The following is a 19,706-nucleotide window of genomic DNA, read 5'->3' as shown; positions in this document are numbered from 1 at the left end:
TCAGGCGGTTCTGCGAAGTACCGTCAATGCTCGCGCTTTTACATCCAATGTTGTTCCGGCCTTGATCACGGTATCGCTCTCACCAGTGGGGACCGAGGTGTCGAGTACGACGGTCCACTCCGACGCGTAGTCCGCGTTGGGGGTGGAGAATTCGAGATCTTCGTAGTGAGCGTTGAAACACAGGAGGAACGAATCTCCCGTGACACGCTCGCCGCGGTAGTTCGGTTCCGGGATCGCGTCGCCGTTGAGAAAGACGGCCAACGACTTACCGAAACCGCTGTCCCAGTCGGCCGGAGTCATCTCCTCGCCCGACGGCGTGAGCCAGGCGATGTCTCGGCCCTGATCGCCACTTCGAATGGGTCGGCCCTCGAAGAATCGACGACGCCGGAAGACCGGGTTCTTGGCGCGCAAGGCAATTGCGCGCTTGGTGAACTCGACGAGGTCCGCATTGGTTTCCGCGAGAGTCCAATCCATCCATGACAGTTCCGAATCCTGGCAGTAAACGTTGTTATTACCCTGCTGAGTTCGGCCCATCTCGTCGCCGTGAGCAAGCATCGGGGTGCCCTGGCTGAGCATCAGCGTAGCCAGGATGTTTCGGCTCTGACGTCCACGCAGTTCGAGGATTTCGGGGTCGTCTGTGGGGCCTTCGACGCCGCAGTTCCAGGATCGGTTGTGCGATTCGCCGTCGTTGTTGTTCTCGCCGTTGGCTTCGTTGTGCTTCTCGTTGTACGAGACGAGGTCGTGCAGGGTGAAACCGTCGTGGGCGATGACAAAATTGATGCTCGCGCCGGGGCGACGTCCGGTCGCCTCGTAGAGATCAGAGGATCCGGTGAGGCGGGAAGCGAACTCGCCCAGCGTTGCCGGCTCACCACGCCAGTAGTCGCGGACGGTATCGCGGTACTTGCCGTTCCATTCGGTCCACAGGCCTGGGAAGTTGCCGACCTGGTAACCGCCTTCGCCGACGTCCCACGGTTCGGCGATCAGTTTCACCTGACTGACGATCGGATCCTGTTGCACCAGATCGAAGAAGGCGGAAAGGCGGTCCACGTCGTGCAGTTCACGGGCGAGTGTCGAGGCCAGGTCGAAGCGGAAACCGTCGACATGCATTTCGGTGACCCAGTACCGCAGCGAGTCCATGATCAATTGCAGGGTGTGCGGATGACGGGCATTGAGGCTGTTGCCCGTTCCGGTGTAGTCCATGTAGTGCGCTTCGTCGCCGTCGACCAGTCGGTAGTAGGCGGCGTTGTCGATTCCGCGGAAGCTGATGGTCGGCCCCATGTGGTTGCCCTCGGCGGTGTGGTTGTAGACCACGTCGAGGATCACCTCGATACCCGCCTGGTGGAAACTGCGCACCATTGCCTTGAATTCCGCCACGGCCGCATCGGGTTTGGCGGCCGAGGAGTAGTCGGTGTGCGGAGCAAGAAAGCCGAAGGTGTTGTAGCCCCAGTAGTTTCGCAGTCCCTGATCGAGCAGCACCTGGTCGTGCATGAACTGATGGACCGGCATCAGTTCGATCGCCGTGACACCCAGATTGGTGAGGTGCTCGATGATCACCGGATGCGCGAGTCCGGCGTAAGTGCCGCGCAATTCCTCCGGAACTCCGGGGTGCGTCGCGGTCATACCCTTGACGTGCGCTTCGTAGATGACCGTCTCGTGGTACGGACGCTTCGGCGAGCGGTCGGATGCCCAGTCGAAGAACGGATTGATGACGACGGTCGACATCGTGTGACCGAGCGAATCATGTTGGGGGAAAGGGATGGTAGCGGGTTCGTCGACGAGCGGTTCGGGATCGAAGGGTTCTGGGTCGAGGCTCTCGTCCGATTCCTGATCGTCCGTGGGTGACTCGTCTTCGAGGCCCACCTCGCCCGATTCGGCCTCCGAACTCGTTTCGTCGGTGGCTTCTTCCGGCTCCACGGCAGGAGTTTCGTCGTCTCCAGCAGGTTCGGGGTCCGCCGCCGACTCGACGTCGTACGAGAACAGTGAACGATCTCCGTCGAAGTCTCCGTCGAACGCTTTTCCGTACGGGTCCAGCAGGAGTTTGCTCGGATCGCAGCGCAGACCTGCAGCCGGATCGTACGGCCCGTGCACGCGGTAGCCGTATCGCTGGCCGGGGGACACGGACGGAAGGTACGCATGCCAGACGTAACCGTCGACCTCGTCCATCCGAATGCGGGTTTCGGTGCCGTCCTTGGCGATCAGGCACAGTTCGACGGCTTCGGCGACCTCGGAGAAGAGCGAGAAATTGGTCCCCGCGCCGTCGTAGGTGGCACCGAGTGGGTACGCACTGCCAGGCCATACCGGGATGGGAGTGGCTGAGGGCGCGCTCGGCGGTTGATCCATGAATCAGACCCTATCGGGTGCAGCCGATCGAATCTTGTCGACTGTCTACGCCGCTGATCACCGTTTCGCCTGGCTGCGGGCGGTTGCAAGCATTCCGGCTGTGATCTGTTCCACCTCCGCGTCCGAACACAGGTACGGAGGCATCGCGTACACGAGGTTGCGGAACGGTCGAAGCCAGACCCCGGCGTCGACGGCCGCATCGGTGGCGCTCTGCATCTCGACCGGCTGCTCGAGTTCGATGACCCCGATTCCGCCTTTGACTCGAACATCCACCACCCCGGGAATTGTGACGGCTTCGGCGAGGCCGCGAGTGAGGCCACGTTCGAGGGTTGCGACGTCACGCCGCCAGTCCATTGCGAGCAGAAGTTCGGTCGACGCGACCGCGACAGCGCACGCGAGTGGATTGCCCATGAAGGTGGGGCCGTGCATCAGTCCGCCGCCCTCGCCGGCAGTGATGGTCTCTGCGATCTCCGTGGTGCACAGCGTTGCCGCCAGACTCATGTACCCGCCGGTCAGTGCCTTGCCGACGCACATGACGTCGGGACTGACGCCGGCATGATCGGCGGCGAACAGTTCACCGGTGCGTCCGAATCCGGTCGCGATCTCGTCGAAGACCAGGAGGACTTGGTATTTGTCGCAGAGGTTACGGAGGTCGATCAGGTATGCCGGGTCGTGAAAACGCATTCCGCCGGCGCCTTGGACTACCGGTTCGACGATCACCGCGGCGAGGTCCTCGTGATGCTCGGCCAGCAGCGTTTCCAACTCCTGCACGTATTCGGGGAGATAGTCCGCCGGGGGAGTCTGCGCGAAGACCTGAGGGCGAAGGACGTCGGTCCAGAGAGAGTGCATGCCGCCGTCGGGGTCGCAGACGCTCATGGGGGTGAATGTGTCGCCGTGATATCCGCCGCGCCAGGTCATCAAACGATTTTTCGACGGTTTTCCGAGGCTCCGCCAGTACTGCAGGCACATCTTGACTGCTACTTCGACGGCCACCGAACCGGAGTCGGAGAGGAACACTTTGTCGAGGTGAGGTGGTGTGATGTCGACGAGTAGTCGCCCGAGGCGAGCGGCGGGTTCGTGCGTCAGTCCGCCGAACATGACATGACTCATCTTGCCCAGCTGCCGTGCAGCAGCAGTGTCGAGCACGGGATTGCGGTATCCGTGAATGGCGGCCCACCACGAGCTCATTCCGTCGACCAATCGGCGGCCGTCGGAGAGCGTGAGGGTAGCCCCCTGGGCAGAGTCGACGATCAGCGGACGAGTCGACGCGGGAAATGATCCGTACGGATGCCAGAGGACATCGGCATCGATGGCGGAGACGTCATGGGGATCAAGTCCGGTTGTGAGCACGGATGCACCCTAACCATTGAGTTGAACGGTGTTCAAGTATGGTCGGAAAAGTGAACACCTCGCTGAATTGGCTCACTGCCGTCGAAGCGGACCGTAGGGCCGCTGGACTGCGCCGCGAACTCCGTCCTCGCACGGTCGACTCCCCGTTGATCGACCTGGCGTCGAACGATTACCTCGGACTCGTGCGGCACCCCGACGTGATCGAGGGTGCAACGGCGGCTCTGCGCCGTTGGGGCGCGGGCGCCACGGGTTCGCGTCTGGTCACCGGCACCACCACCGAACACGAACTGCTCGAAGTCGAACTGGCCGAGTTCGTCGGGGCGGACTCCGGACTGGTCTTCTCTTCCGGCTACACAGCCAATCTCGGCGCGGTGACGGCGCTCTCGGGTCCCGGATCGTTGATCGTCTCCGATGCGGGATCGCATGCCTCACTCGTGGATGCCTGCCGCCTGTCACGTGCCCGGGTTGCGGTAGCTCCGCATTCGGACGTGAGCTTTCTCGCCGACACGTTGCGCAGCAGAGTGGAAGAGCGAGCGCTGGTCGTCACGGATTCGGTCTTCAGCGCCGACGGAGACCTCGCGCCGCTGCGGGAGATGCATCAGGTGTGCCGCGAGTACGGGGCGATCCTGCTGGTCGACGAGGCGCATGGCATCGGTGTGCGCGGTGCCGGTGGACGTGGACTCGTCCACGAGTCGGGCCTGGCGGGTGAACCTGACGTCGTCGTGACGGCAACGCTGTCCAAGTCGCTCGCCAGCCAGGGCGGAGTTGTACTCGGCGACAACAAGATTCGCGCGCATCTCATCGACGCGGCAAGAACGTTCATCTTCGACACCGGTCTCGCTCCCGCCGCTGTCGGCGCGGCCAGAGCTGCACTCGCCGTACTCCAGCGCGAGCCGACTCGAGCGCTCGACGTCCTGGCCCGGGCATCCGAACTCGCCGACGTCACCGGTGCACCGTCGCCTGAATCTGCTGTCGTCTCGGTCGTTCTCGGCGATCCGCAACGGGCGTTCGATGCCGCGTCGGCGTGCCGGGACCAGGGGTTGCATGTCGGTTGCTTCCGCCCGCCGTCGGTTCCGGAAGGAACGTCACGGCTGCGTCTGACCGCACGAGCGACGCTGTCCGCATCTGAGATGGAGCAGATCGCTCTCGTACTGCGCGACGTCTTGGCCGGTGCCCGAGCATGAGCATTCTCCTGGTGACCGGAACGTCGACCGACGTCGGAAAAACAGTGGTGACAGCCGCATTGGCATCGGTGGCCTTGCAGTCGGGCAAGTCGGTTGCAGTGCTCAAACCGGCCCAGACCGGCGTCGACGTGGACGGTGCGGGTGATCTGGCCGAGATCGAGCGTCTGACCGGTGGCGGCGTGACGCTGGTCGAGTTGGCGCGGTATCCCGAACCTTTGGCGCCGGATACTGCTGCACGTCGAAGTGGTCTCCCGTTGTTGGAGCTCGACGACGTAGTCCGAGTTGCTCGCGACCTGGACACCACCCACGACTTGACCCTGATCGAAGGTGCCGGCGGCTTGCTGGTTCGGTTGGGGGTGGACGGGTTCACCGCGCGCGATCTCGCCGCAGCTCTGGCAGCACCGGTAGTGCTGGTGGTTGCGTCCGGCCTGGGCACGCTCAATCACACCGCTCTGACCGTGGAAGCGCTGGGTGCATCCGGTGTGGAATGCGCCGGGTTGGTGATCGGTTCGTGGCCGCAGGAACCGGACCTCGCCGAGAGGTGCAATCGCGAGGATCTTGTCTCGGTCAGTGGTGTTCCCCTTCTCGGGTTGATGCCTGCGGGAAGTGGCAGCGAGAGTGTCCAAGAGTTTGCTCAGACCGCTTCGGGCGCGCTCGGTAAATCTCCTTTGGCCATCTGACGCCGTAACATCCGATTTGTCTGCATCGATAGCCAAGGCACAGTAGGGCGAATTGTGAGTAGGTCAGCCGAATGTAGGTGGTGAGCACGGTCGAAAAGTCGTTGTCGTCATCGGCCGTACGTCGCGCACTGCTTATCGGCGTAGTCGTCTTCGCCTCGTGCCTGGTCGGAATTCTGAGCCGCCTACCGGGCACGCTTGCTGTCTTCTGGCCGGCCAATGCGCTGCTTCTCGGGATTCTCTTTCGATCGCCGCGCTCGGCCACACCGCTCACCTGGATCTGCGCTGCAGCCGGCTACGTTGGAGCCGACCTCATCACGGGCGGGGCGTGGGAGTCCACGGTGTGGCTCAACGCGGCCAACATCGTCGGTGTTGCGAGTGGCTTTTACGCCTTCCGCTGGGTGGGCGGCGACGATCGTCGACTGACCAGTATTCAGTCCGTCGGCTATCTCGTGTCGATGACTGTCGTGGCCGCGTCGATGGCGGCGCTCGTGGGCGGAATCGCGAACCGCGTGCTGTTCGGCGGGCAGTGGTGGGACGGCTGGTTGCTCTGGTTCTCGAGTGAGTTCGTCAACTACATGACCATCGTCCCGTTGGTGCTGAGTTTCCCTTCGCTTCGGCGGGTGGATCGAGACCCGAAAGCTGTTGCCACACTTCTGCGTCGATCAGTTGTTCCGACAGCGCTGCTGGCCATCTGCATCATCTTGGAGTGGGTGATCGGCGGCGCCGGAGCGATCGCGTTTGCCATGCCGGCGCTGGTGACTGCCGCTTTGCTCACCAATGTCTTTGTCACGTCGGTGCTCACCGCCGCATCAACTGCCTGGACGTTGGTACTGACGGCCGACGGGCATCTCGGATTGTCCAGCGAAGGCGTCTCGCCCGTCAGTGCGTCCGTCCAGATCGGATTGTCGTTGCTGGCGGTAGCGCCGATCGCGGTGGCGTGTGTGATCCTCGAGCGCCGCCGCGCGCTCGAGGCACTCACACAGGCCGTCACCCACGACGATCTCACCGGTGCGTTGCGCCGGGACGAGTTCTTGCGGCGAGGCGGCAGCGTGACGGGTGCGCCCGATCCGCGTCGCCACTCTGGTCGTCCGGTGAGCGTCCTGATGATGGATCTGGATCACTTCAAGATGGTGAACGACAACCTCGGCCATCGCGCCGGCGATACCGCGTTGGTGAGTTTTGCCGATCAGGTGCGGCGGAACCTCGATGACAAGCATCTCTTCGCCCGGTTGGGCGGTGAGGAGTTCGTCGTACTGATGGCCGGCGTCGATCTCGAGGGTGCGACCGAAACGGCCGAGATGATTCGACGCGCACAAGCGGAGAATTCGTCGGCGGTATTGGGTGAACTCGGGCCGACGGTCAGCATCGGCGTCGCATGTTCACCCCACGGCGACGCAGACCTGACGCAATTGGTCGATTGCGCTGACGAGGCGTTGTACCGAGCGAAGAAGCTGGACCGGAATCGAACCGTGGCTCTCACGGTCGGTAGCTGAAGAAACACGTGCGGACCCACATTCTTGCGGGTCCGCGCGTGTTGGTGGAATCCAGCGAATCAGAACAGATTGATCAGGGCAGGAACGCTGAACAGCGCCACGTAGTAACCCATGAACAGAACACCGCCGTGAATCTTGAACAGGCGCCCGAGAAGGCCACCGACCAGGCCGACCGTCACGGTGATCAGAAGCCCGAGGATGCCGCCCTCCCAGATGCTGATGACCACAACCAGTCCCGTGAACACCGCGATCACAGCTTCGTGACTGATGTGCTTGGCCACCGCTGACGCAGCGCGGTACGCGTAGTTCATGGCAAACGGGTACGCGATGACCGTTGCCGTGACCACTGCGAGCAGTCCGTAGAGCAGGAACTCCCACTGCGTCAGGTACGAGGAGAGATTGTTGATCACTCCGGTTTCCTGATTGGTCTCGAAGACCGGCGGAGCGTTGAACAGAGGGGCCGCGGGACCTGCTGCCAGCGGGCTGAGCGGAAGGCCGAAGGCCACGAGAGGGATGAGGGTTTCCGCGATGTAGGTGGATTCCGTCGTACCGTTCTTTGCCGAGACCATGGTGGTCAGTCGGTGATATCCGTTCTTGATCCGCGCACCTACCAGCTCACCCATCAGAACTGTCATGGCGACGGGGCTGAAAACGAACGTTGCGCTCGACACCGTGGAAGCGGCTGCGGTGTAACCGATCTGCTTGCGATCGAGGACCTTCAGAGGATTGGGGAAGTATCCCGTCCATCCTTTGATGTCCGGGGCCAGTGCGACGGTCTTGGGTTCGCTGCGTTCCATGTCCTTGCGGCTCGACGGCCCCAGGGTCAGCGCGAGGTCGGCGATCAGCGGCCCGACCGCAATGGCCAGGAAGTAGCTGATGTTCAGCGACACATCGTAATTCGACGTCAACGCGCGGGCGCCGAGGATCAAGATGACAAACGGAACGAGGGCGACCACCCCGGCCCAGCGGCCTGGTGAGGCATAGGCGATGCCGATGGCGGCGACCAGGAACAGCCACGGTGCGATCGACTGAACGGTGTCGGCGAACGGCGCGAGGATGGTCGCGAACAGGACGGCAACCGGCACGGCGACGAACGCCGAGATCACTGCTCCCGAGATCGCCTTGCGGAGTGCGATGTGCGGGATGCCGAGTGAGCGCATCATCTGCGCTTCCGGCAAGAGCGGAATCGCCATCGTGTCGCCGGGAATGCCCAGCAGCATCGTCGGCACCGCATGCGTCATGTGTTTGGCGATCGCACCGGAGAGGAAGAACGTGAAGACTGCCGCCGGGGGAGCGCCGAGCAGAATCACGAGCAGAGTCAGCGGTGCGATGGTGGCGGTCTCGTCCGTGCCGGAGATCAATCCGATGAACGTGAACGCGACAGCACCGATGATGCCGAAGAGAACGGCGATGAGAATTTCGTTGGTCAGAACCGAACTCATGCGCGCCCACCGTCCTTCGGCGGGTTCGAGGGCGATGTCTTCGAGGCCTGTGCGTGCTCGGCCTCGGCAGCGGCGAAGTGGTCGTACAGACCGAGTTCGCGAAGTTCCTGTCGACTCTGCTCCGGAATGTCGGCGAGAGTGCCCAGACCCTGACGCTGCTCACTCATCGTCGTGATGACACCGTCGATCGACTCCGCGTCGGCGGCGGCCAAGGCGACTATCCGCTTCGGCTTGATGAAGATTCCGCAGACGACGCCGGCGAGCAGGCAGGCCGCGATCCCGACCAGCAGGCTGTACGCCTGGGCCAACGAGGGTTCGCTGACGACCCGTTCGAACAGCGACTGGGCCGCAAGCAGAGCCGAGGCGCCCACGACACTGCCGACTGCGACGGAGATCGCGAGGTGTCGACCGTTGACAGTGTCGCCCCAGACTTCGAGGTATGTCTGCTGATCGGTCGGCGCGGTTGTGGTGGTCGGCGTCGTTGCCGACTGCGGTGGTGACATCAGTCTTCTCCAGTGTCATGCATGGCAGGGGGTCGTACAGGGAGGGGCTTGCGTGCGAGTGTCAGGTACGTGCTGCGCGGAGGGCGGTGACGACTCGGGACGGACTCGAGTGTCCGATCTGTTCGGCCATCCAACTACTTGTGTCGGTAAGGGAATCCAGGTCGATGCCGGTGTCGATCCCGAGGCCGTGGAGCATCCACACCAGATCCTCGGTGGCGAGATTCCCGGTCGCGCCCTTGGCGTACGGGCACCGTCCGAGACCACCTGCTGAACTGTCGAATTCGGATACTCCAGCGGTCAATGACGCATAGACGTTCGACAGCGCCTGGCCGTAGGTGTCGTGAAAGTGCATGGCGATCTGCGATGTGGGGATGCCACGTTCTCGGAGGGCGTCGAGTAAGGCGAGCACATGGCCAGGTGTGCCGACGCCGATGGTGTCGCCGAGTGAGAGTGACGTGACACCGCTGTCGACCAGGGTCTTCGCGATGTCGGCGACACGTTCGACGGGCACAGTGCCTTCCCAAGGGTCGCCGAAGCACATCGAGATGTAGCCGCGGACGGGAAGTCCCAGAGCTCTTGCGGCGGCAGTGACCTCGGTGGCCGCGGCTATAGCGCCGTCTACCGTCGAGTTGAGGTTTCGTCTAGCGAATTCCTCTGTAGCGCTGACGAATACTGCAACTTCGCGCGCTCCGGCGGCAACGGCCCGCTCGAGACCCTTGCGGTTCGGGACAAGAACGACCGTACGTACCGAGTCCTGCAGGTGCAGCCGATCCATCAATTCTTCCGCGTCCGCGAGTTGCGGGATCCATCGAGGTGAGACGAAGCTCGTCAATTCGACAGTGCGGGAACCGGCCGCGACGAGGCGTTCGATGAACTGGGCTTTCGTCTCGGTCGGGATCACCGCCGTCTCTGCTTGAAGTCCGTCGCGTGGCCCGACTTCGTAGATCCGGACCGAGGTCGGTAGTCCCGGCGCCGGCACTCGATGAGGCGCCGGCTTCCACACTGGTGATCCTGCAACTGTTTCGGTCATTGTCGTCAGTTTCCGCCGCGGATCTCGGTGAGAACCTTCTCGGCATGTTCGACGCGAATGCTCTTGTCCGCGATCAGGCGTGCGACCACGGCGTCGATCTCGCTCTTCTGCGCTCCGGCGGTGGCAGCGATGTTGCGGGCGTGCAGTCCCATGTGTCCGCGTTGGACACCTTCACTGGCCAGAACGCGGACAGCGGCCAGGTTCTGCGCCAGACCGACTGCCAGGATGATGCCGGCGAGTTCCTCGGCGCTCTCGACGCCGAGCATCTTGATTGCGGCCTGCGCTACGGGGTGCACTTTGGTGGCCCCGCCGACGAGGCCGACCGGCATGGGCAGCTCGAGGGTGCCGACGATGTTTCCGTCGGCATTCTTCTCGAAATGCGAGAGCGAGGAGTAGATTCCGTCGGCGTTGACTGCATGGGAGTGGCATCCGGCTTCGACTGCGCGCGTGTCATTTCCGGTGGCCAGCACTACGGCGCTGATGCCGTTCATGATGCCCTTGTTGTGCGTCGCGGCGCGGTAGGGATCCAGCTCCGCCAAGCGCGCGGCATGGATCAGGTTGTCCACAACCTCTGCGCCGCCGATCAATTCGGCGTCGAACACGGCGCGCACGCGCGTCAGCCGCAGATCGGCCTTGTTGGTGAGAATGCGCAGGACGACGTGTCCGCCGCCGATCTCGGCGACTCGATCCGCGATTGCCTCGGCCATCGTGTTGACGGCGTTGGCGCCCATGGCATCTCGTACGTTGACATGAAGATGGAGGACCACGTAGGTGGCCTTGTCCGAAGGAACGATGCGAACCGAAATGTCCTTCACACCACCGCCGACGCTGACCAACTTCGGGTCCTGCTCGTTGGCGAGTGCAATGATTTCCTCGCGAGCCTCGAGGAGTCGGATTCGGGCGGCCGCCGGATCCACGACGTCGACGAGTTGTATCTGGGCCTGCATGATCGGCGGGGTGCTCGAGACGTGAAAGCCGCCGAGTCCGCGTGCGATGCGGGCAGCGTTACTCGCGGCTGCGACTACCGACGGCTCCTCGGTGGCGAGAGGGATCAGGTAGTCCGTGCCGTTGATCGTGAAGTTGGTGGCGACGCCGACCGGGATGCCGATGACACCGACTACGTTCTCGACCATGCGATCGGCCTGATCGATGGTGAGACCGTCGGCAGCGTCGTAGACCGCGATGTCTGCTTCGGTCAGGTCCGTCTGGCGGACGATCTCGGCGCGCCGTGCGGCGACATCGTAGGACCGGAAATTGGCGATACGGCTATTGATAGACCGGCTGTTGATTGACACGGGGGGTGGTCCTCCTGAAGTGATTCTGTGCTCCGCTTCACAGTAGGGAGGGTGATGGCTGCCAGGCCACGTGCTCAGGGCACATCGATCGGTCGAAATTGTAGTGTCATGCACCACCGTCTTTGTCGACGGTCTCGCCCTCGGCCTCTTCGGCGCCCACTTGCCGAAGCTCGTCGAGCCTCGTCGCCATGGACACCCGAAAGAAGTTCTCGTCTTCACGCCACGAGTGACCGAGGAGCGTGCGGATGCGCTCGAGACGCTGAATGACGGTGTTCGGGTGATAGTTGAGGGCGCGGGCAGCCTTGGTCGGGCTTCCTTCGTTGCGCACGAGGGCGCGCAGGGTCGCAGTCAGATCGGTGTCCTTGTCGCGGTCGTAGGCGAGTACCGGGCCGATCACGTCGTCGATGAACTGATGAAGTGATTCCGGATTTTCGCCGAACAGAACGGTGTACGGCAGATACGACGCCGTCGTGACCGCGCCGTCGGTCTTGCCCAACGCCGAGAGCAGGCGAGCAGTACGCAGGGCAGAGGTGAAGCGCGCCGGGAGGTCTTCGGGACGCTCCGCCGTTGCCGGCGCAATCACTACGGCGTGAGGTCCCACCGAACCGGTGATCTGGCGGTGGACGACGGTCGCCGCGGCTGCCGGGTTCCCCGAGCGCGAGACCACCGCGATCAATCCGGCGTGCTGCGACGCCAAAGCCCCGACCGGCAAACTCTGCCCGATTGCGCGGAGCGCAGCGGTGCGGAGTTCCGGAGCAACCGACACCACGAGGACGGTATCGAGTTCGCCGAGGGAGATGCCGAGGTTGCGGGTCCGACGTTCGAGATCGCGCCTGCGCTCGGGCGCAGTGCTCAACAGATCGGCGACCAGTTCGTCACGCGCGCGACGATCCGCTGCTGCCGCCGCCGTGTGTTGCAACACGAGGATCGCAGTAACCTGAGCGGCCCGTTCCACGGTCCTGAGTTCGACAGGTCCGATCGGCGCGTCCGAACGATTCAGCAAGATGGCCCCGAGGAATGATTCGCCGGCGGTGATGGCGCTGACGAGTTGGATCACGGTTTCACCGTCATCGGCGACAAACGTGCATCGGCCGCTTCGGCGACTCTGGTCGATGGCCTCGGACACGGCGCGAGGTAGAGACAACGGCACCGTCGTGATCTGCTCGCCCGAGGATTTGACCAGAGGGCGTAGCTCACTGTCGACCACGACGGTGCCGCGCTCGAGTGCGCTGCTGAGGGTTCGTGCAACCTGGGCGTATCCGCCGCCACGGAGAACGGCGTGGATCAGATCCTGGTGGACGATGTTCGATTTGTCGCGCGCGGACACGTGCTCACGCAGTTCGTCGAGTGCTCGCCCGGTCTCGGCGGCGGATTCCTCGGCGCGGTCGAGCGCCCGCGCGGTTTGCAGGACCACCGAGGCATGATCCGCCAGCGCCGACAGCAGGGCTATCTGATCGGCAGTAAATCGTCGTTCCCGGCGGTCGGCGGCAAACAGAACTCCGAGGATCTGGCCGTCCGAGAGCATCGGCACGCCGAGAATCGCCACCAGTCCTTCGGCGACTATCGCGGCGTCGACCACCTCGTCATGACGCGACTGCGTGTAGTCGCTGTAGTTCTGAACCCATTGGGCTGCTCGAGATTCGGCAATCGCACTGACCAGTCCCGCGCCGGCAGGAACCTGCAAATGCTGTAGCTCCGGCGAGACGGCGCCTGCTGTCTTTCGAACATTCAGATCTCTGGTGACCACATCGAACTCGGAGAGGTACGTGACGTCGGTGCCCATGATGTCGTGTGCTCGGTTGACGAGTCGCTGGAGCAGAGTGTCCACGTCGCGAACTTGCGCGAGTTCACGCGCACTCGAGTAGAGGACCGCCAATTCGTTCTCGCGACGGCGCAGTCGGCGAAATTCCGACCGACTGGCCCGGATGCGGGCCGCGGTCTGCGTGATCTCCGTTGCGCCGAGGCCGAATTCGGAAAGTACCTGTTCGACATGTTCGTCACCGACGGAGTCGGACGTCACGTCGAACAGTGCGGCAATCTCGTTGGGTTCTGAGTCGGAGTCTGAATCAGGGGCGGTCACACCGAACAAACTACAGACCTGCGGACCTACCGAACTCGTCGAGCGGCGGGGATGTGTGACTGTTGTTGGCTTCTAATGCATTTCGATCCGTGCCCGTGCCTCCCAGTTCTTCGTGCAGCCTGTCCATGTCCTTCTCGAGCGCGCTGACCTTTGTCTCGAGGGCGAGAACTTTGCGGTTCAATGCTTGAATGCTCGCCATGCAGACGCCGTTTGCATCGACGGCCGAGATCCGACGGGTGTTGGACCCCAGGCCGAAGACTGCGGCAAAATCCTGTGCCATCGGTCCGAGATGACGGATCGACTTGTGGTCGAAACCGTAACTCCACGTGCTGATTCGGAGAGCCGTCAGCCGGTCGAGCACGTCCTGGGCACTGGTGGGAACGGCTGCGTCTGTGTCCACGCCGCGGCGACGCGTGGCGTGCGAGAGCACCCACTGCGCTGGGTGGCGCATCGCCGCGTTGACCCGAGTGCCCAAATAGTCAGTGCGCTCGCCCTCGTCAGGCAGTGAGGTCACGTCGCGCAGTTTTGACGGTCTTGTCGCTCAGCAGTATTCCCGCTCCCGCGCCCAGTAGTCCGAGGCCGATTCCGACAGCAGCGCTGCCGAGGCCCAAAGCAATTCCCAACATGATTCCTCCAAAAATTGTGCGGTGAATTGAGGGGCCAGGTGTCCGACGAAAGTGCTGCCGACCTGCTCCGCGCTCATCTTTCACATTGCTCCGCCGTGCGGGCGATGACAACCCGTCTGGACCGAATTTCTCGTGGAAAACACAGGCGTGCAACACTGGGTCAAGAACTGCTGGGTCATCGGCGCCTTGTCGGCGCCGTACGGGCGGCAGTAATCAAGTAGCCATCGACCGATCTCTAACGCAGGTTTATCTGCGCGCGGCAACGATGACCAGGCAAAAGGGTGGCATGTGAACGAATCGAGCAATGGCTTGTTTTCCGACCTCAGTGCGTCGGAGCCCGTTGTCGACGCAAAAAGCGCCGAGCAACTGGCGGCCGAGCGTGAAACTGCGGCAGCAGAACGCTCGAACACCGACACCGCTGAACAGCGGCAGTCACAGCTGTTCAGCGGTTAAGCGCGTCAGGACTCCTTGATTACCGACAGAACATTGCCGGCTGGATCGGTGAACCACGCGATGTCGGGGCCGTTGCCACGCATGATGCCTCGCGCATCCTGGGGGAATCCGTCGTATTTCAGAAACTCCACGCCACGTGCGGTCAGTTGATCGACGGTTGTGTCGATGTCGTCGACGACGAAGTTGAGAATCGTGTACGTCGCCGCTTCGTGATTCGGTTTGGGATAGACGAGGATTTCGGTTCCGCCGGCAAGTTGTAGCCGAATCAGCCCCATGTCTTCATCGGTCACTTTCAGCCCGAGTATTTCGCCGTAGAACTTCTTTGCAGCATCGATGTCTGTCACCGAAAATCCGCTGAATGCTTTGGTGTCCGCAAGCATGACTGTCTCCGTTCCTAGCTGTTGTCGGACTAGGTGGGTTGGGAATCCGTCATTCCGGATTCCATGTCGGCCCTGGCTTCCTCGCTGAACTCGATGATCTGAACGTAGTTTCCGTCGGGGTCGATCGCGGTGGCGAACAAACTGCCCCCGCGGACTTCGAGCGGAGCGTGCCAGTTTCCGCCGAGTGCGTCGATGCGCTGTGCGATCGACCGGGCGTCGTCGGTCTCGACGTTGAGGAACATGCGACCCGGTTGGGGGTTGGTCTCACCGACATCGTCGCGTCTGTCGAGCATTACGTAGAAACCGTTGAAGTCGAGGACGTCGTAGCCAGGGTCACCGGGAGTCCGGTCGACCTTCGGGGCGAACGCCTCGGCGTACCAGTCGCGCAAGCGTTCGGGGTTGGTGCTCGAGAGCAAAATGCTGCTGATGCTGGATCCGGACATGGGTCCTCCTGCTGTCGGTCGTTACTGTCGTCGGCAATCGAGGCTCTGGCCACATCACCTCCCAGATACAGACTTCCCGCAGCGGCGAAACTCATCGCGGCTCAGATGTGTTCCGACACCATGGTCGCCGTCGTCCCTGGTTCGAGCGCCCGAAAGATATGCTCCTCGTCACCGGGATAAGCGAGATAGTCGCCCGGGCCGAGCTCGATCGGATCTGCAGTGGGCCCGACCTCCGCTCGCCCGGTGCCGATCACAACGTGTTCGGTGGTGCCGCGCGCATGCGGAGTCGAAATACGCGGCTCGCCCGGTTCGGCGACTATCCGATACAGATCACGTCGTGCGTTCGGTGGGCTCGGCGCCAAGAGCGTCGCGATGTACGACGCGTTTGCCGAAGCAATTGCGGGACCTTCTCCGGCTCGAATCAATTGAACGGTCTGTGCCTGCGAGTCGACGAGTTGTGAGAACGGCACACCCAACGCGTTGCCGAGTGCCCACAGTGTTTCGAGGCTCGGGTTCCCGAGGCCGGATTCGAGTTGGGAGAGTGTGGATTTGGCGATGTCGGCGCGCCGCGCCACCTCCGAGAGGCTCAAGCCTGCTCGGGCACGTTCGCGTTTGAGTGCGACGGCGACCAGTTTCTGAGGAGTCTCCGCTGTATCCGTTTCATTACTGGTCATCGTTCGATTCTCCGATCGGTCGTTCTACTTGACGAACGGTGTCATTTCGTTCAACATAGAATACATGCGTTCTTTATGGCGAACAGTTGATCGAGACACGGTTCGGGTGAGCGTGCTGATCTGGCTCTCCGTGGCCATCGTCGGTGTGTCCTACGGTGTGACGGCAGGATCGGCTGGTTTCTCGTTGTGGCAGCTTTCGGCGTTGGCTGTACTCGTTCTGGGAGCGTCTTCGGAGTTCTTGTTCATCGGAATCATCGCAGCCGGAGGCAGTGCCACCGCTGCTGTTGTGGCGGGCTTGTTGATCAACTCACGTAACTTCGCCTACGGGATGTCGGCAGGATCATTTCTCGGCAGGGGTCGCTACAAAGATTCAGGCTGGCGCAGTATGGTCGGCGCGCACCTGGTCAACGACGAAAGCGTCGCGGTCGCCATGGCGCAGGAATCGGTGGAGCGCAAGCGTGCGGCTTTTTGGTTCTGTGGAATCGGGATCGCGGTGTCGTGGCCGATCGGAGCGCTGCTGGGCGGGCTGCTCGGCGGCGTCGTCCGAGACCCCGGCGCGTTGGGATTGGATGCCGCGTTTCCGGCTGTCATTCTGGCCCTTGTCCTGCCTGCGCTGAAGGAAAAGGTGACGCTGCTTGCCGCCCTGATCGGTGCAGCAGTCGCGGTGGCCACGTCGCCGTTCCTGCCGCCCGGTACCGCGCCGCTCGTAGCGCTGCTGAGTATCGCAGTGACGATACCGTTCCGGGAGAAGGTTCGATGAATACCGCGTCGGTCTGGATCGGTATTGTTGTGTTCGCTTGCGGCTCTTACGCTTTGCGGGCAAGTGGCGTTCTGCTCCGCGCTCGGGTGAAGCTTTCGAGCTTTGCCGAGAAAACCCTCGATCGTGCTGTCGTGGTGCTGCTGCTTGCAGTGGTTGCGACATCGACGATCTTCATCGGGCATGACGTTGCAGGGCCGGCGCGGATGCTCGGTGTGGTGGCCGGAGGCATCTGCGCCTGGTTCAAGGCGCCATTGGTACTAGTGGTGATTGCCGCGGCCGGCACTACTGCATTACTACGGCTGTCAGGGGTGTCGTAGAGCCGATTCGGTGCGCGTTGAATGTGTGGTCGAATTCAGGCGAGTGCGGATGCCGTCGATGAACAGGTCCAGGCCGAACTGGAAGCGCACTGTCGGATCGCCGTCGAGGAGGTCCTCGTCGGAACCGCCGCCGATCACCTCGGGGGAGTCGGGGGAAATGGGTGCTCGGGTAAGTGCCCCCATTTCTTCCATCTGTGCTCGGGACTGCTCGTCGACGGTGTGGCCGAGCACGTAGTACAGCAGGGCGTACGCCGCGAGTTGGGCATGCTCGCGTGATAGCCCGGATTCTTCGCCGGCGTGTACGAAGTGCTCGCGCACCTTGCTGCTTGTCATCCGCGAGGCGAAGGTGGCACTGACCAACTCGGCGCCGTCGCGGTGCGTCAGCAGGGCAGACCGAAGTCTGTGTGCCAGTTCGGAATACGCCTCTTGCCACGTGTCTGCGTCTACGGGGGTGTCGAGGTCTTCGAGGATCTTGTCGACGACCGCACCGAGCAAGGTCTGCTTGTTCGGGAAGTGCCAGTACAGGGCGCCGGGTTGGACACCCAGTGACGTTGCGAGCCTGCGCATCGTGAGGTCGGCAAGTCCGAACTCGTCGAGTATCGCCATGGCGCCGTCCAGCACGTCGCCGCGTCGCAACTGCACTTGTTGTTCCCCTCGTTTCGTCCCGCTGTGGGGCGCTCGCGATCGGATGTCGATCGGACCCGCCTTTGACAGTATTCCACCACGTCTCTAACGTGAACACCGTTCAACTTGTACGGTGTTCAATTTTGCTGGTTTCGAAGGAGACGTCTGTGACCCCGCCCCCGATTAGCACGGCCCCTGCGACGGTCGACATCCTCGACCAGGCGCGTGAGCAAGTTCTCGAAAGAGGAGTTGGCCTGACCGAAAGCCAGGTGCTCGACGTACTCCGACTCGACGACGACAGGCTCGAAGACCTGCTGGCTCTCGCCCACGATGTGCGTATGAAATGGTGTGGACCGGAGGTCGAGGTCGAGGGCATCATCAGCCTCAAGACGGGCGGTTGCCCCGAGGACTGCCATTTCTGCTCGCAGTCCGGACTCTTCCAGTCGCCGGTTCGCGCGGCCTGGTTGGACATCCCGAGCCTGGTGGAAGCTGCCAAGCAGACTGCGAAGTCGGGCGCCACCGAGTTCTGCATCGTGGCCGCCGTCCGCGGACCTGACGCCCGGTTGCTCGCTCAGGTAGCGGCAGGTATCGAGGCGATCCGCAATGAGGTCGACATCCAGATAGCCTGCTCGCTCGGCATGCTGACCCAGGAACAGGTCGACCAACTGGCCGCCATGGGTGTGCACCGGTACAACCACAACTTGGAGACCTCGAAGTCGCATTTCCCGAACGTCGTGACCACACACTCGTGGGAAGAGCGGTGGAACACGCTTCGGATGGTTCGCGAAGCAGGCATGGAAGTGTGCTGCGGCGGAATCCTCGGTATGGGTGAATCATTGGAGCAGCGCGCAGAATTTGCCGCGAACTTGGCTGAACTCGAGCCGGACGAGGTCCCGCTCAACTTCCTCAACCCGCGTCCCGGCACCCCCTTCGGGGATCTGGATGTGCTGCCCGCCAGCGAGGCGCTCAAGTCCGTGGCGGCATTCCGTCTCGCGCTGCCCCGCACGATCCTGCGCTTCGCGGGTGGACGCGAGATCACTCTCGGCGATCTGGGTGCCAAGCAGGGCATCCTCGGCGGAATCAACGCCGTCATCGTCGGCAACTACCTGACCACCCTCGGGCGTCCCGCCGAGAAGGATCTGGATTTGTTGGTGGATCTGCAGATGCCGATCAAAGCACTGAACGACACTCTGTGAGCACTCCGATGACCGAGGAGCGGTACAACCCGTTCACCGGGCGTCGGATCGTCGGCGGTGTCGACGATCCGACGCCGACTGCGGCGTCGATGGGGCTAGAGCCGCCTCGCTTCTGCGAGCAGTGCGGGCGCCGCATGATCGTTCAGGTCAGCCCTGACGGATGGTGGGCGAAATGCTCCCGACACGGTGTCGTCGACTCGATCGACGCCGCCCGCAGGTAGCGTCACTCTGTGTGATCTCTCTTCGGCAGACTCGTCTGCGCACCGCGATCGTGATCGCCGCAACCACTGCGGGCGTGAGCGTGCTCGTCGGTGTGGTGTGGGCGTTCTTGGCTCCGGCCGAGCACCTGTTGGTGGTGTCCGAGGGGCGCGGCGTCGCGTTGACGGGTGAGAGCCTCCATCAGTTCGACGCGAGTGCTGTGTTCATCTGGCTGGCACTGATCGTCGGTGTGCTGTCGGCAGTAGCGGCGTGGTTGGCGCGTCTGAGTCGAGGCCCGTATGCCCTGGGCGGGTTGATAGTCGGCTCGGCGGCAGGTGCCGGACTGATGGCACTCGTGGGTTCGGGCGTGACAAAACTGCGTTTCCCCACCGCCGACAATCCGGCGGTCGGGGAGATCATCGCGCGTGCACCGAACATCGGCACGTTGCTCGTGCTTCTGTTTCAGCCGCTTGCGGCGTGCGTCGTGACTTTGGTTCTCGCAGTGCTCAATCCGTACGACGACCTCGGTGTGGGGGACCACCCGGAATCTGGGGATCCGGAATCTGGAGATCCGGCCACCGAGGCCGAACAGACCGACGACGAGGTCCAGCCGAAACTCCCGTAGCCGTTGCTTCTAT

22 protein-coding genes are annotated in these 19,706 nt (G+C 62.8%); 9 read left to right on the top strand and 13 right to left on the bottom strand.

The genetic code is table 11. The annotated features are described in order from the left end of the window. Nucleotides 1-2,340 carry a glycogen debranching protein GlgX gene (gene glgX / locus GJB56_RS09710; RefSeq protein ID WP_020908048.1) on the bottom strand — a complete coding sequence of 780 codons (2,340 nt, stop codon included), beginning with the start codon at nt 2,338-2,340 and terminating at the stop codon, nt 1-3. A 57-nt stretch (nt 2,341-2,397) separates the two neighbouring features. Further along, nucleotides 2,398-3,690 carry an adenosylmethionine--8-amino-7-oxononanoate transaminase gene (locus GJB56_RS09705; RefSeq protein WP_020908047.1) on the bottom strand — a complete coding sequence of 431 codons (1,293 nt, stop codon included), beginning with the start codon at nt 3,688-3,690 and terminating at the stop codon, nt 2,398-2,400. Between the two features lie 38 nt (nt 3,691-3,728). On the opposite strand from GJB56_RS09705, the gene GJB56_RS09700 reads away from it, so the two are divergent. From GJB56_RS09700 to GJB56_RS09690, 3 genes are all read left to right on the top strand, one after another. Then, nucleotides 3,729-4,874 (top strand): 8-amino-7-oxononanoate synthase, encoded by a 1,146-nt coding sequence (locus GJB56_RS09700; protein ID WP_019748828.1) that lies wholly within the window; start codon nt 3,729-3,731, stop codon nt 4,872-4,874. Continuing rightward, the gene (gene bioD, locus GJB56_RS09695) at nt 4,871-5,554 is read left to right on the top strand and encodes a dethiobiotin synthase (protein WP_113684163.1); all 684 of its coding nucleotides are present in this window, start codon (nt 4,871-4,873) and stop codon (nt 5,552-5,554) included. Before GJB56_RS09700 ends, bioD begins: the two co-directional genes overlap by 4 nt. 80 nt (nt 5,555-5,634) lie before the next feature. Continuing rightward, entirely contained in the window at nt 5,635-7,047 is a 1,413-nt protein-coding gene (locus GJB56_RS09690; RefSeq protein ID WP_230091164.1) for a GGDEF domain-containing protein, read from the top strand. 59 nt (nt 7,048-7,106) lie between these two features. Here the strand turns inward: GJB56_RS09690 and GJB56_RS09685 are convergent, their stop codons facing one another. The 7 genes from GJB56_RS09685 to GJB56_RS31905 all read right to left on the bottom strand — a co-directional run bounded on the left by GJB56_RS09685 (nt 7,107) and on the right by GJB56_RS31905 (nt 14,023). Beyond that, nucleotides 7,107-8,489: a tripartite tricarboxylate transporter permease gene (locus tag GJB56_RS09685; protein WP_113684162.1), complete on the bottom strand. Its 1,383-nt coding sequence runs from the start codon at nt 8,487-8,489 to the stop codon at nt 7,107-7,109. Next, a complete protein-coding gene (locus GJB56_RS09680; RefSeq protein ID WP_019748825.1) occupies nt 8,486-8,992 on the bottom strand; it encodes a hypothetical protein in 507 nt (168 codons plus the stop codon). Before GJB56_RS09680 ends, GJB56_RS09685 begins: the two co-directional genes overlap by 4 nt. 61 nt (nt 8,993-9,053) lie before the next feature. Then, on the bottom strand, nt 9,054-10,022 hold the full coding sequence (locus tag GJB56_RS09675; RefSeq protein WP_113684161.1) for a hydroxymethylglutaryl-CoA lyase: 969 nt from the start codon (nt 10,020-10,022) through the stop codon (nt 9,054-9,056). Nucleotides 10,023-10,027: 5 nt separating this feature from the next. Further along, on the bottom strand, nt 10,028-11,317 hold the full coding sequence (locus tag GJB56_RS09670; RefSeq protein ID WP_195849596.1) for a hydroxymethylglutaryl-CoA reductase, degradative: 1,290 nt from the start codon (nt 11,315-11,317) through the stop codon (nt 10,028-10,030). Between the two features lie 106 nt (nt 11,318-11,423). Further along, the gene (locus tag GJB56_RS09665; RefSeq protein ID WP_113684181.1) at nt 11,424-13,397 is read right to left on the bottom strand and encodes a helix-turn-helix domain-containing protein; all 1,974 of its coding nucleotides are present in this window, start codon (nt 13,395-13,397) and stop codon (nt 11,424-11,426) included. 10 nt (nt 13,398-13,407) lie between these two features. After that, entirely contained in the window at nt 13,408-13,911 is a 504-nt protein-coding gene (locus tag GJB56_RS09660) for a tail fiber domain-containing protein (RefSeq protein ID WP_113684160.1), read from the bottom strand. Next, nucleotides 13,895-14,023, bottom strand: coding sequence for a hypothetical protein (locus tag GJB56_RS31905; protein WP_021333694.1), 129 nt, complete (start codon nt 14,021-14,023; stop codon nt 13,895-13,897). Before GJB56_RS31905 ends, GJB56_RS09660 begins: the two co-directional genes overlap by 17 nt. Before the next feature lie 288 nt (nt 14,024-14,311). Between GJB56_RS31905 and GJB56_RS31355 the strand changes: the two genes are divergently transcribed. Next, entirely contained in the window at nt 14,312-14,476 is a 165-nt protein-coding gene (locus GJB56_RS31355) for a hypothetical protein (RefSeq protein WP_019748819.1), read from the top strand. 5 nt (nt 14,477-14,481) lie between these two features. Here the strand turns inward: GJB56_RS31355 and GJB56_RS09655 are convergent, their stop codons facing one another. The 3 genes from GJB56_RS09655 to GJB56_RS09645 all read right to left on the bottom strand — a co-directional run bounded on the left by GJB56_RS09655 (nt 14,482) and on the right by GJB56_RS09645 (nt 15,973). Further along, nucleotides 14,482-14,856: a VOC family protein gene (locus GJB56_RS09655; RefSeq protein ID WP_113684159.1), complete on the bottom strand. Its 375-nt coding sequence runs from the start codon at nt 14,854-14,856 to the stop codon at nt 14,482-14,484. A gap of 29 nt (nt 14,857-14,885) precedes the next feature. After that, complete coding sequence (locus GJB56_RS09650; RefSeq protein ID WP_019748817.1) at nt 14,886-15,299, bottom strand: VOC family protein; 414 nt, start codon at nt 15,297-15,299, stop codon at nt 14,886-14,888. A gap of 101 nt (nt 15,300-15,400) precedes the next feature. After that, the gene (locus GJB56_RS09645) at nt 15,401-15,973 is read right to left on the bottom strand and encodes a helix-turn-helix domain-containing protein (protein ID WP_113684158.1); all 573 of its coding nucleotides are present in this window, start codon (nt 15,971-15,973) and stop codon (nt 15,401-15,403) included. A 64-nt stretch (nt 15,974-16,037) separates the two neighbouring features. Here GJB56_RS09645 and GJB56_RS09640 point away from each other — a divergent pair, with 64 nt between their 5' ends. Together GJB56_RS09640 and GJB56_RS09635 are read left to right on the top strand one after the other, a co-directional pair. After that, nucleotides 16,038-16,733, top strand: a complete 696-nt coding sequence (locus GJB56_RS09640; RefSeq protein ID WP_205318859.1) for an AzlC family ABC transporter permease — start codon at nt 16,038-16,040, stop codon at nt 16,731-16,733. Further along, nucleotides 16,730-17,050, top strand: coding sequence for an AzlD domain-containing protein (locus tag GJB56_RS09635; RefSeq protein WP_047890052.1), 321 nt, complete (start codon nt 16,730-16,732; stop codon nt 17,048-17,050). The genes GJB56_RS09640 and GJB56_RS09635 overlap by 4 nt, the downstream gene beginning before the upstream one ends. Here GJB56_RS09635 and GJB56_RS09630 read toward each other — a convergent pair. Next, the gene (locus GJB56_RS09630) at nt 17,036-17,692 is read right to left on the bottom strand and encodes a TetR/AcrR family transcriptional regulator C-terminal domain-containing protein (RefSeq protein WP_113684156.1); all 657 of its coding nucleotides are present in this window, start codon (nt 17,690-17,692) and stop codon (nt 17,036-17,038) included. The genes GJB56_RS09635 and GJB56_RS09630 overlap by 15 nt on opposite strands. A gap of 164 nt (nt 17,693-17,856) precedes the next feature. Here GJB56_RS09630 and bioB point away from each other — a divergent pair, with 164 nt between their 5' ends. Genes bioB through GJB56_RS09615 form a run of 3 tightly spaced genes read left to right on the top strand, consistent with a single transcriptional unit; the run spans nt 17,857 to nt 19,693 of the window. Then, nucleotides 17,857-18,870, top strand: a complete 1,014-nt coding sequence (gene bioB, locus GJB56_RS09625; RefSeq protein WP_024487821.1) for a biotin synthase BioB — start codon at nt 17,857-17,859, stop codon at nt 18,868-18,870. Nucleotides 18,871-18,878: 8 nt separating this feature from the next. Next, nucleotides 18,879-19,091: a biotin synthase auxiliary protein BsaP gene (gene bsaP / locus GJB56_RS09620; RefSeq protein WP_195849616.1), complete on the top strand. Its 213-nt coding sequence runs from the start codon at nt 18,879-18,881 to the stop codon at nt 19,089-19,091. A gap of 11 nt (nt 19,092-19,102) precedes the next feature. Then, entirely contained in the window at nt 19,103-19,693 is a 591-nt protein-coding gene (locus GJB56_RS09615) for a DUF2567 domain-containing protein (protein ID WP_019748811.1), read from the top strand. The last annotated feature ends 13 nt before the right edge of the window (nt 19,694-19,706 follow it).

It is taken from the genome of Rhodococcus sp. AQ5-07 (assembly GCF_009707305.1).
In the GTDB taxonomy this organism is placed as follows: Bacteria; Actinomycetota; Actinomycetes; order Mycobacteriales; family Mycobacteriaceae; genus Rhodococcus_F; species Rhodococcus_F erythropolis.
Note: the sequence above shows the minus strand (reverse complement) of the source record. Positions and strands in the feature narration are given on the sequence as shown.

Coding starts and splice junctions, on each gene's coding strand:
- GJB56_RS09685 (WP_113684162.1), bottom strand. CDS start 8,489: ATGAGTTCGGTTCTGACCAACGAAATTCTCATCGCCGTTCTCTTCGGC.
- GJB56_RS09700 (WP_019748828.1), top strand. CDS start 3,729: ATGGTCGGAAAAGTGAACACCTCGCTGAATTGGCTCACTGCCGTCGAA.
- glgX (WP_020908048.1), bottom strand. CDS start 2,340: ATGGATCAACCGCCGAGCGCGCCCTCAGCCACTCCCATCCCGGTATGG.
- GJB56_RS31905 (WP_021333694.1), bottom strand. CDS start 14,023: ATGTTGGGAATTGCTTTGGGCCTCGGCAGCGCTGCTGTCGGAATCGGC.
- GJB56_RS09650 (WP_019748817.1), bottom strand. CDS start 15,299: ATGTCCGGATCCAGCATCAGCAGCATTTTGCTCTCGAGCACCAACCCC.
- GJB56_RS09675 (WP_113684161.1), bottom strand. CDS start 10,022: ATGACCGAAACAGTTGCAGGATCACCAGTGTGGAAGCCGGCGCCTCAT.
- GJB56_RS09635 (WP_047890052.1), top strand. CDS start 16,730: ATGAATACCGCGTCGGTCTGGATCGGTATTGTTGTGTTCGCTTGCGGC.
- GJB56_RS09645 (WP_113684158.1), bottom strand. CDS start 15,973: ATGACCAGTAATGAAACGGATACAGCGGAGACTCCTCAGAAACTGGTC.
- GJB56_RS09640 (WP_205318859.1), top strand. CDS start 16,038: ATGCGTTCTTTATGGCGAACAGTTGATCGAGACACGGTTCGGGTGAGC.
- bioD (WP_113684163.1), top strand. CDS start 4,871: ATGAGCATTCTCCTGGTGACCGGAACGTCGACCGACGTCGGAAAAACA.
- GJB56_RS09655 (WP_113684159.1), bottom strand. CDS start 14,856: ATGCTTGCGGACACCAAAGCATTCAGCGGATTTTCGGTGACAGACATC.
- bsaP (WP_195849616.1), top strand. CDS start 18,879: ATGACCGAGGAGCGGTACAACCCGTTCACCGGGCGTCGGATCGTCGGC.
- GJB56_RS09680 (WP_019748825.1), bottom strand. CDS start 8,992: ATGTCACCACCGCAGTCGGCAACGACGCCGACCACCACAACCGCGCCG.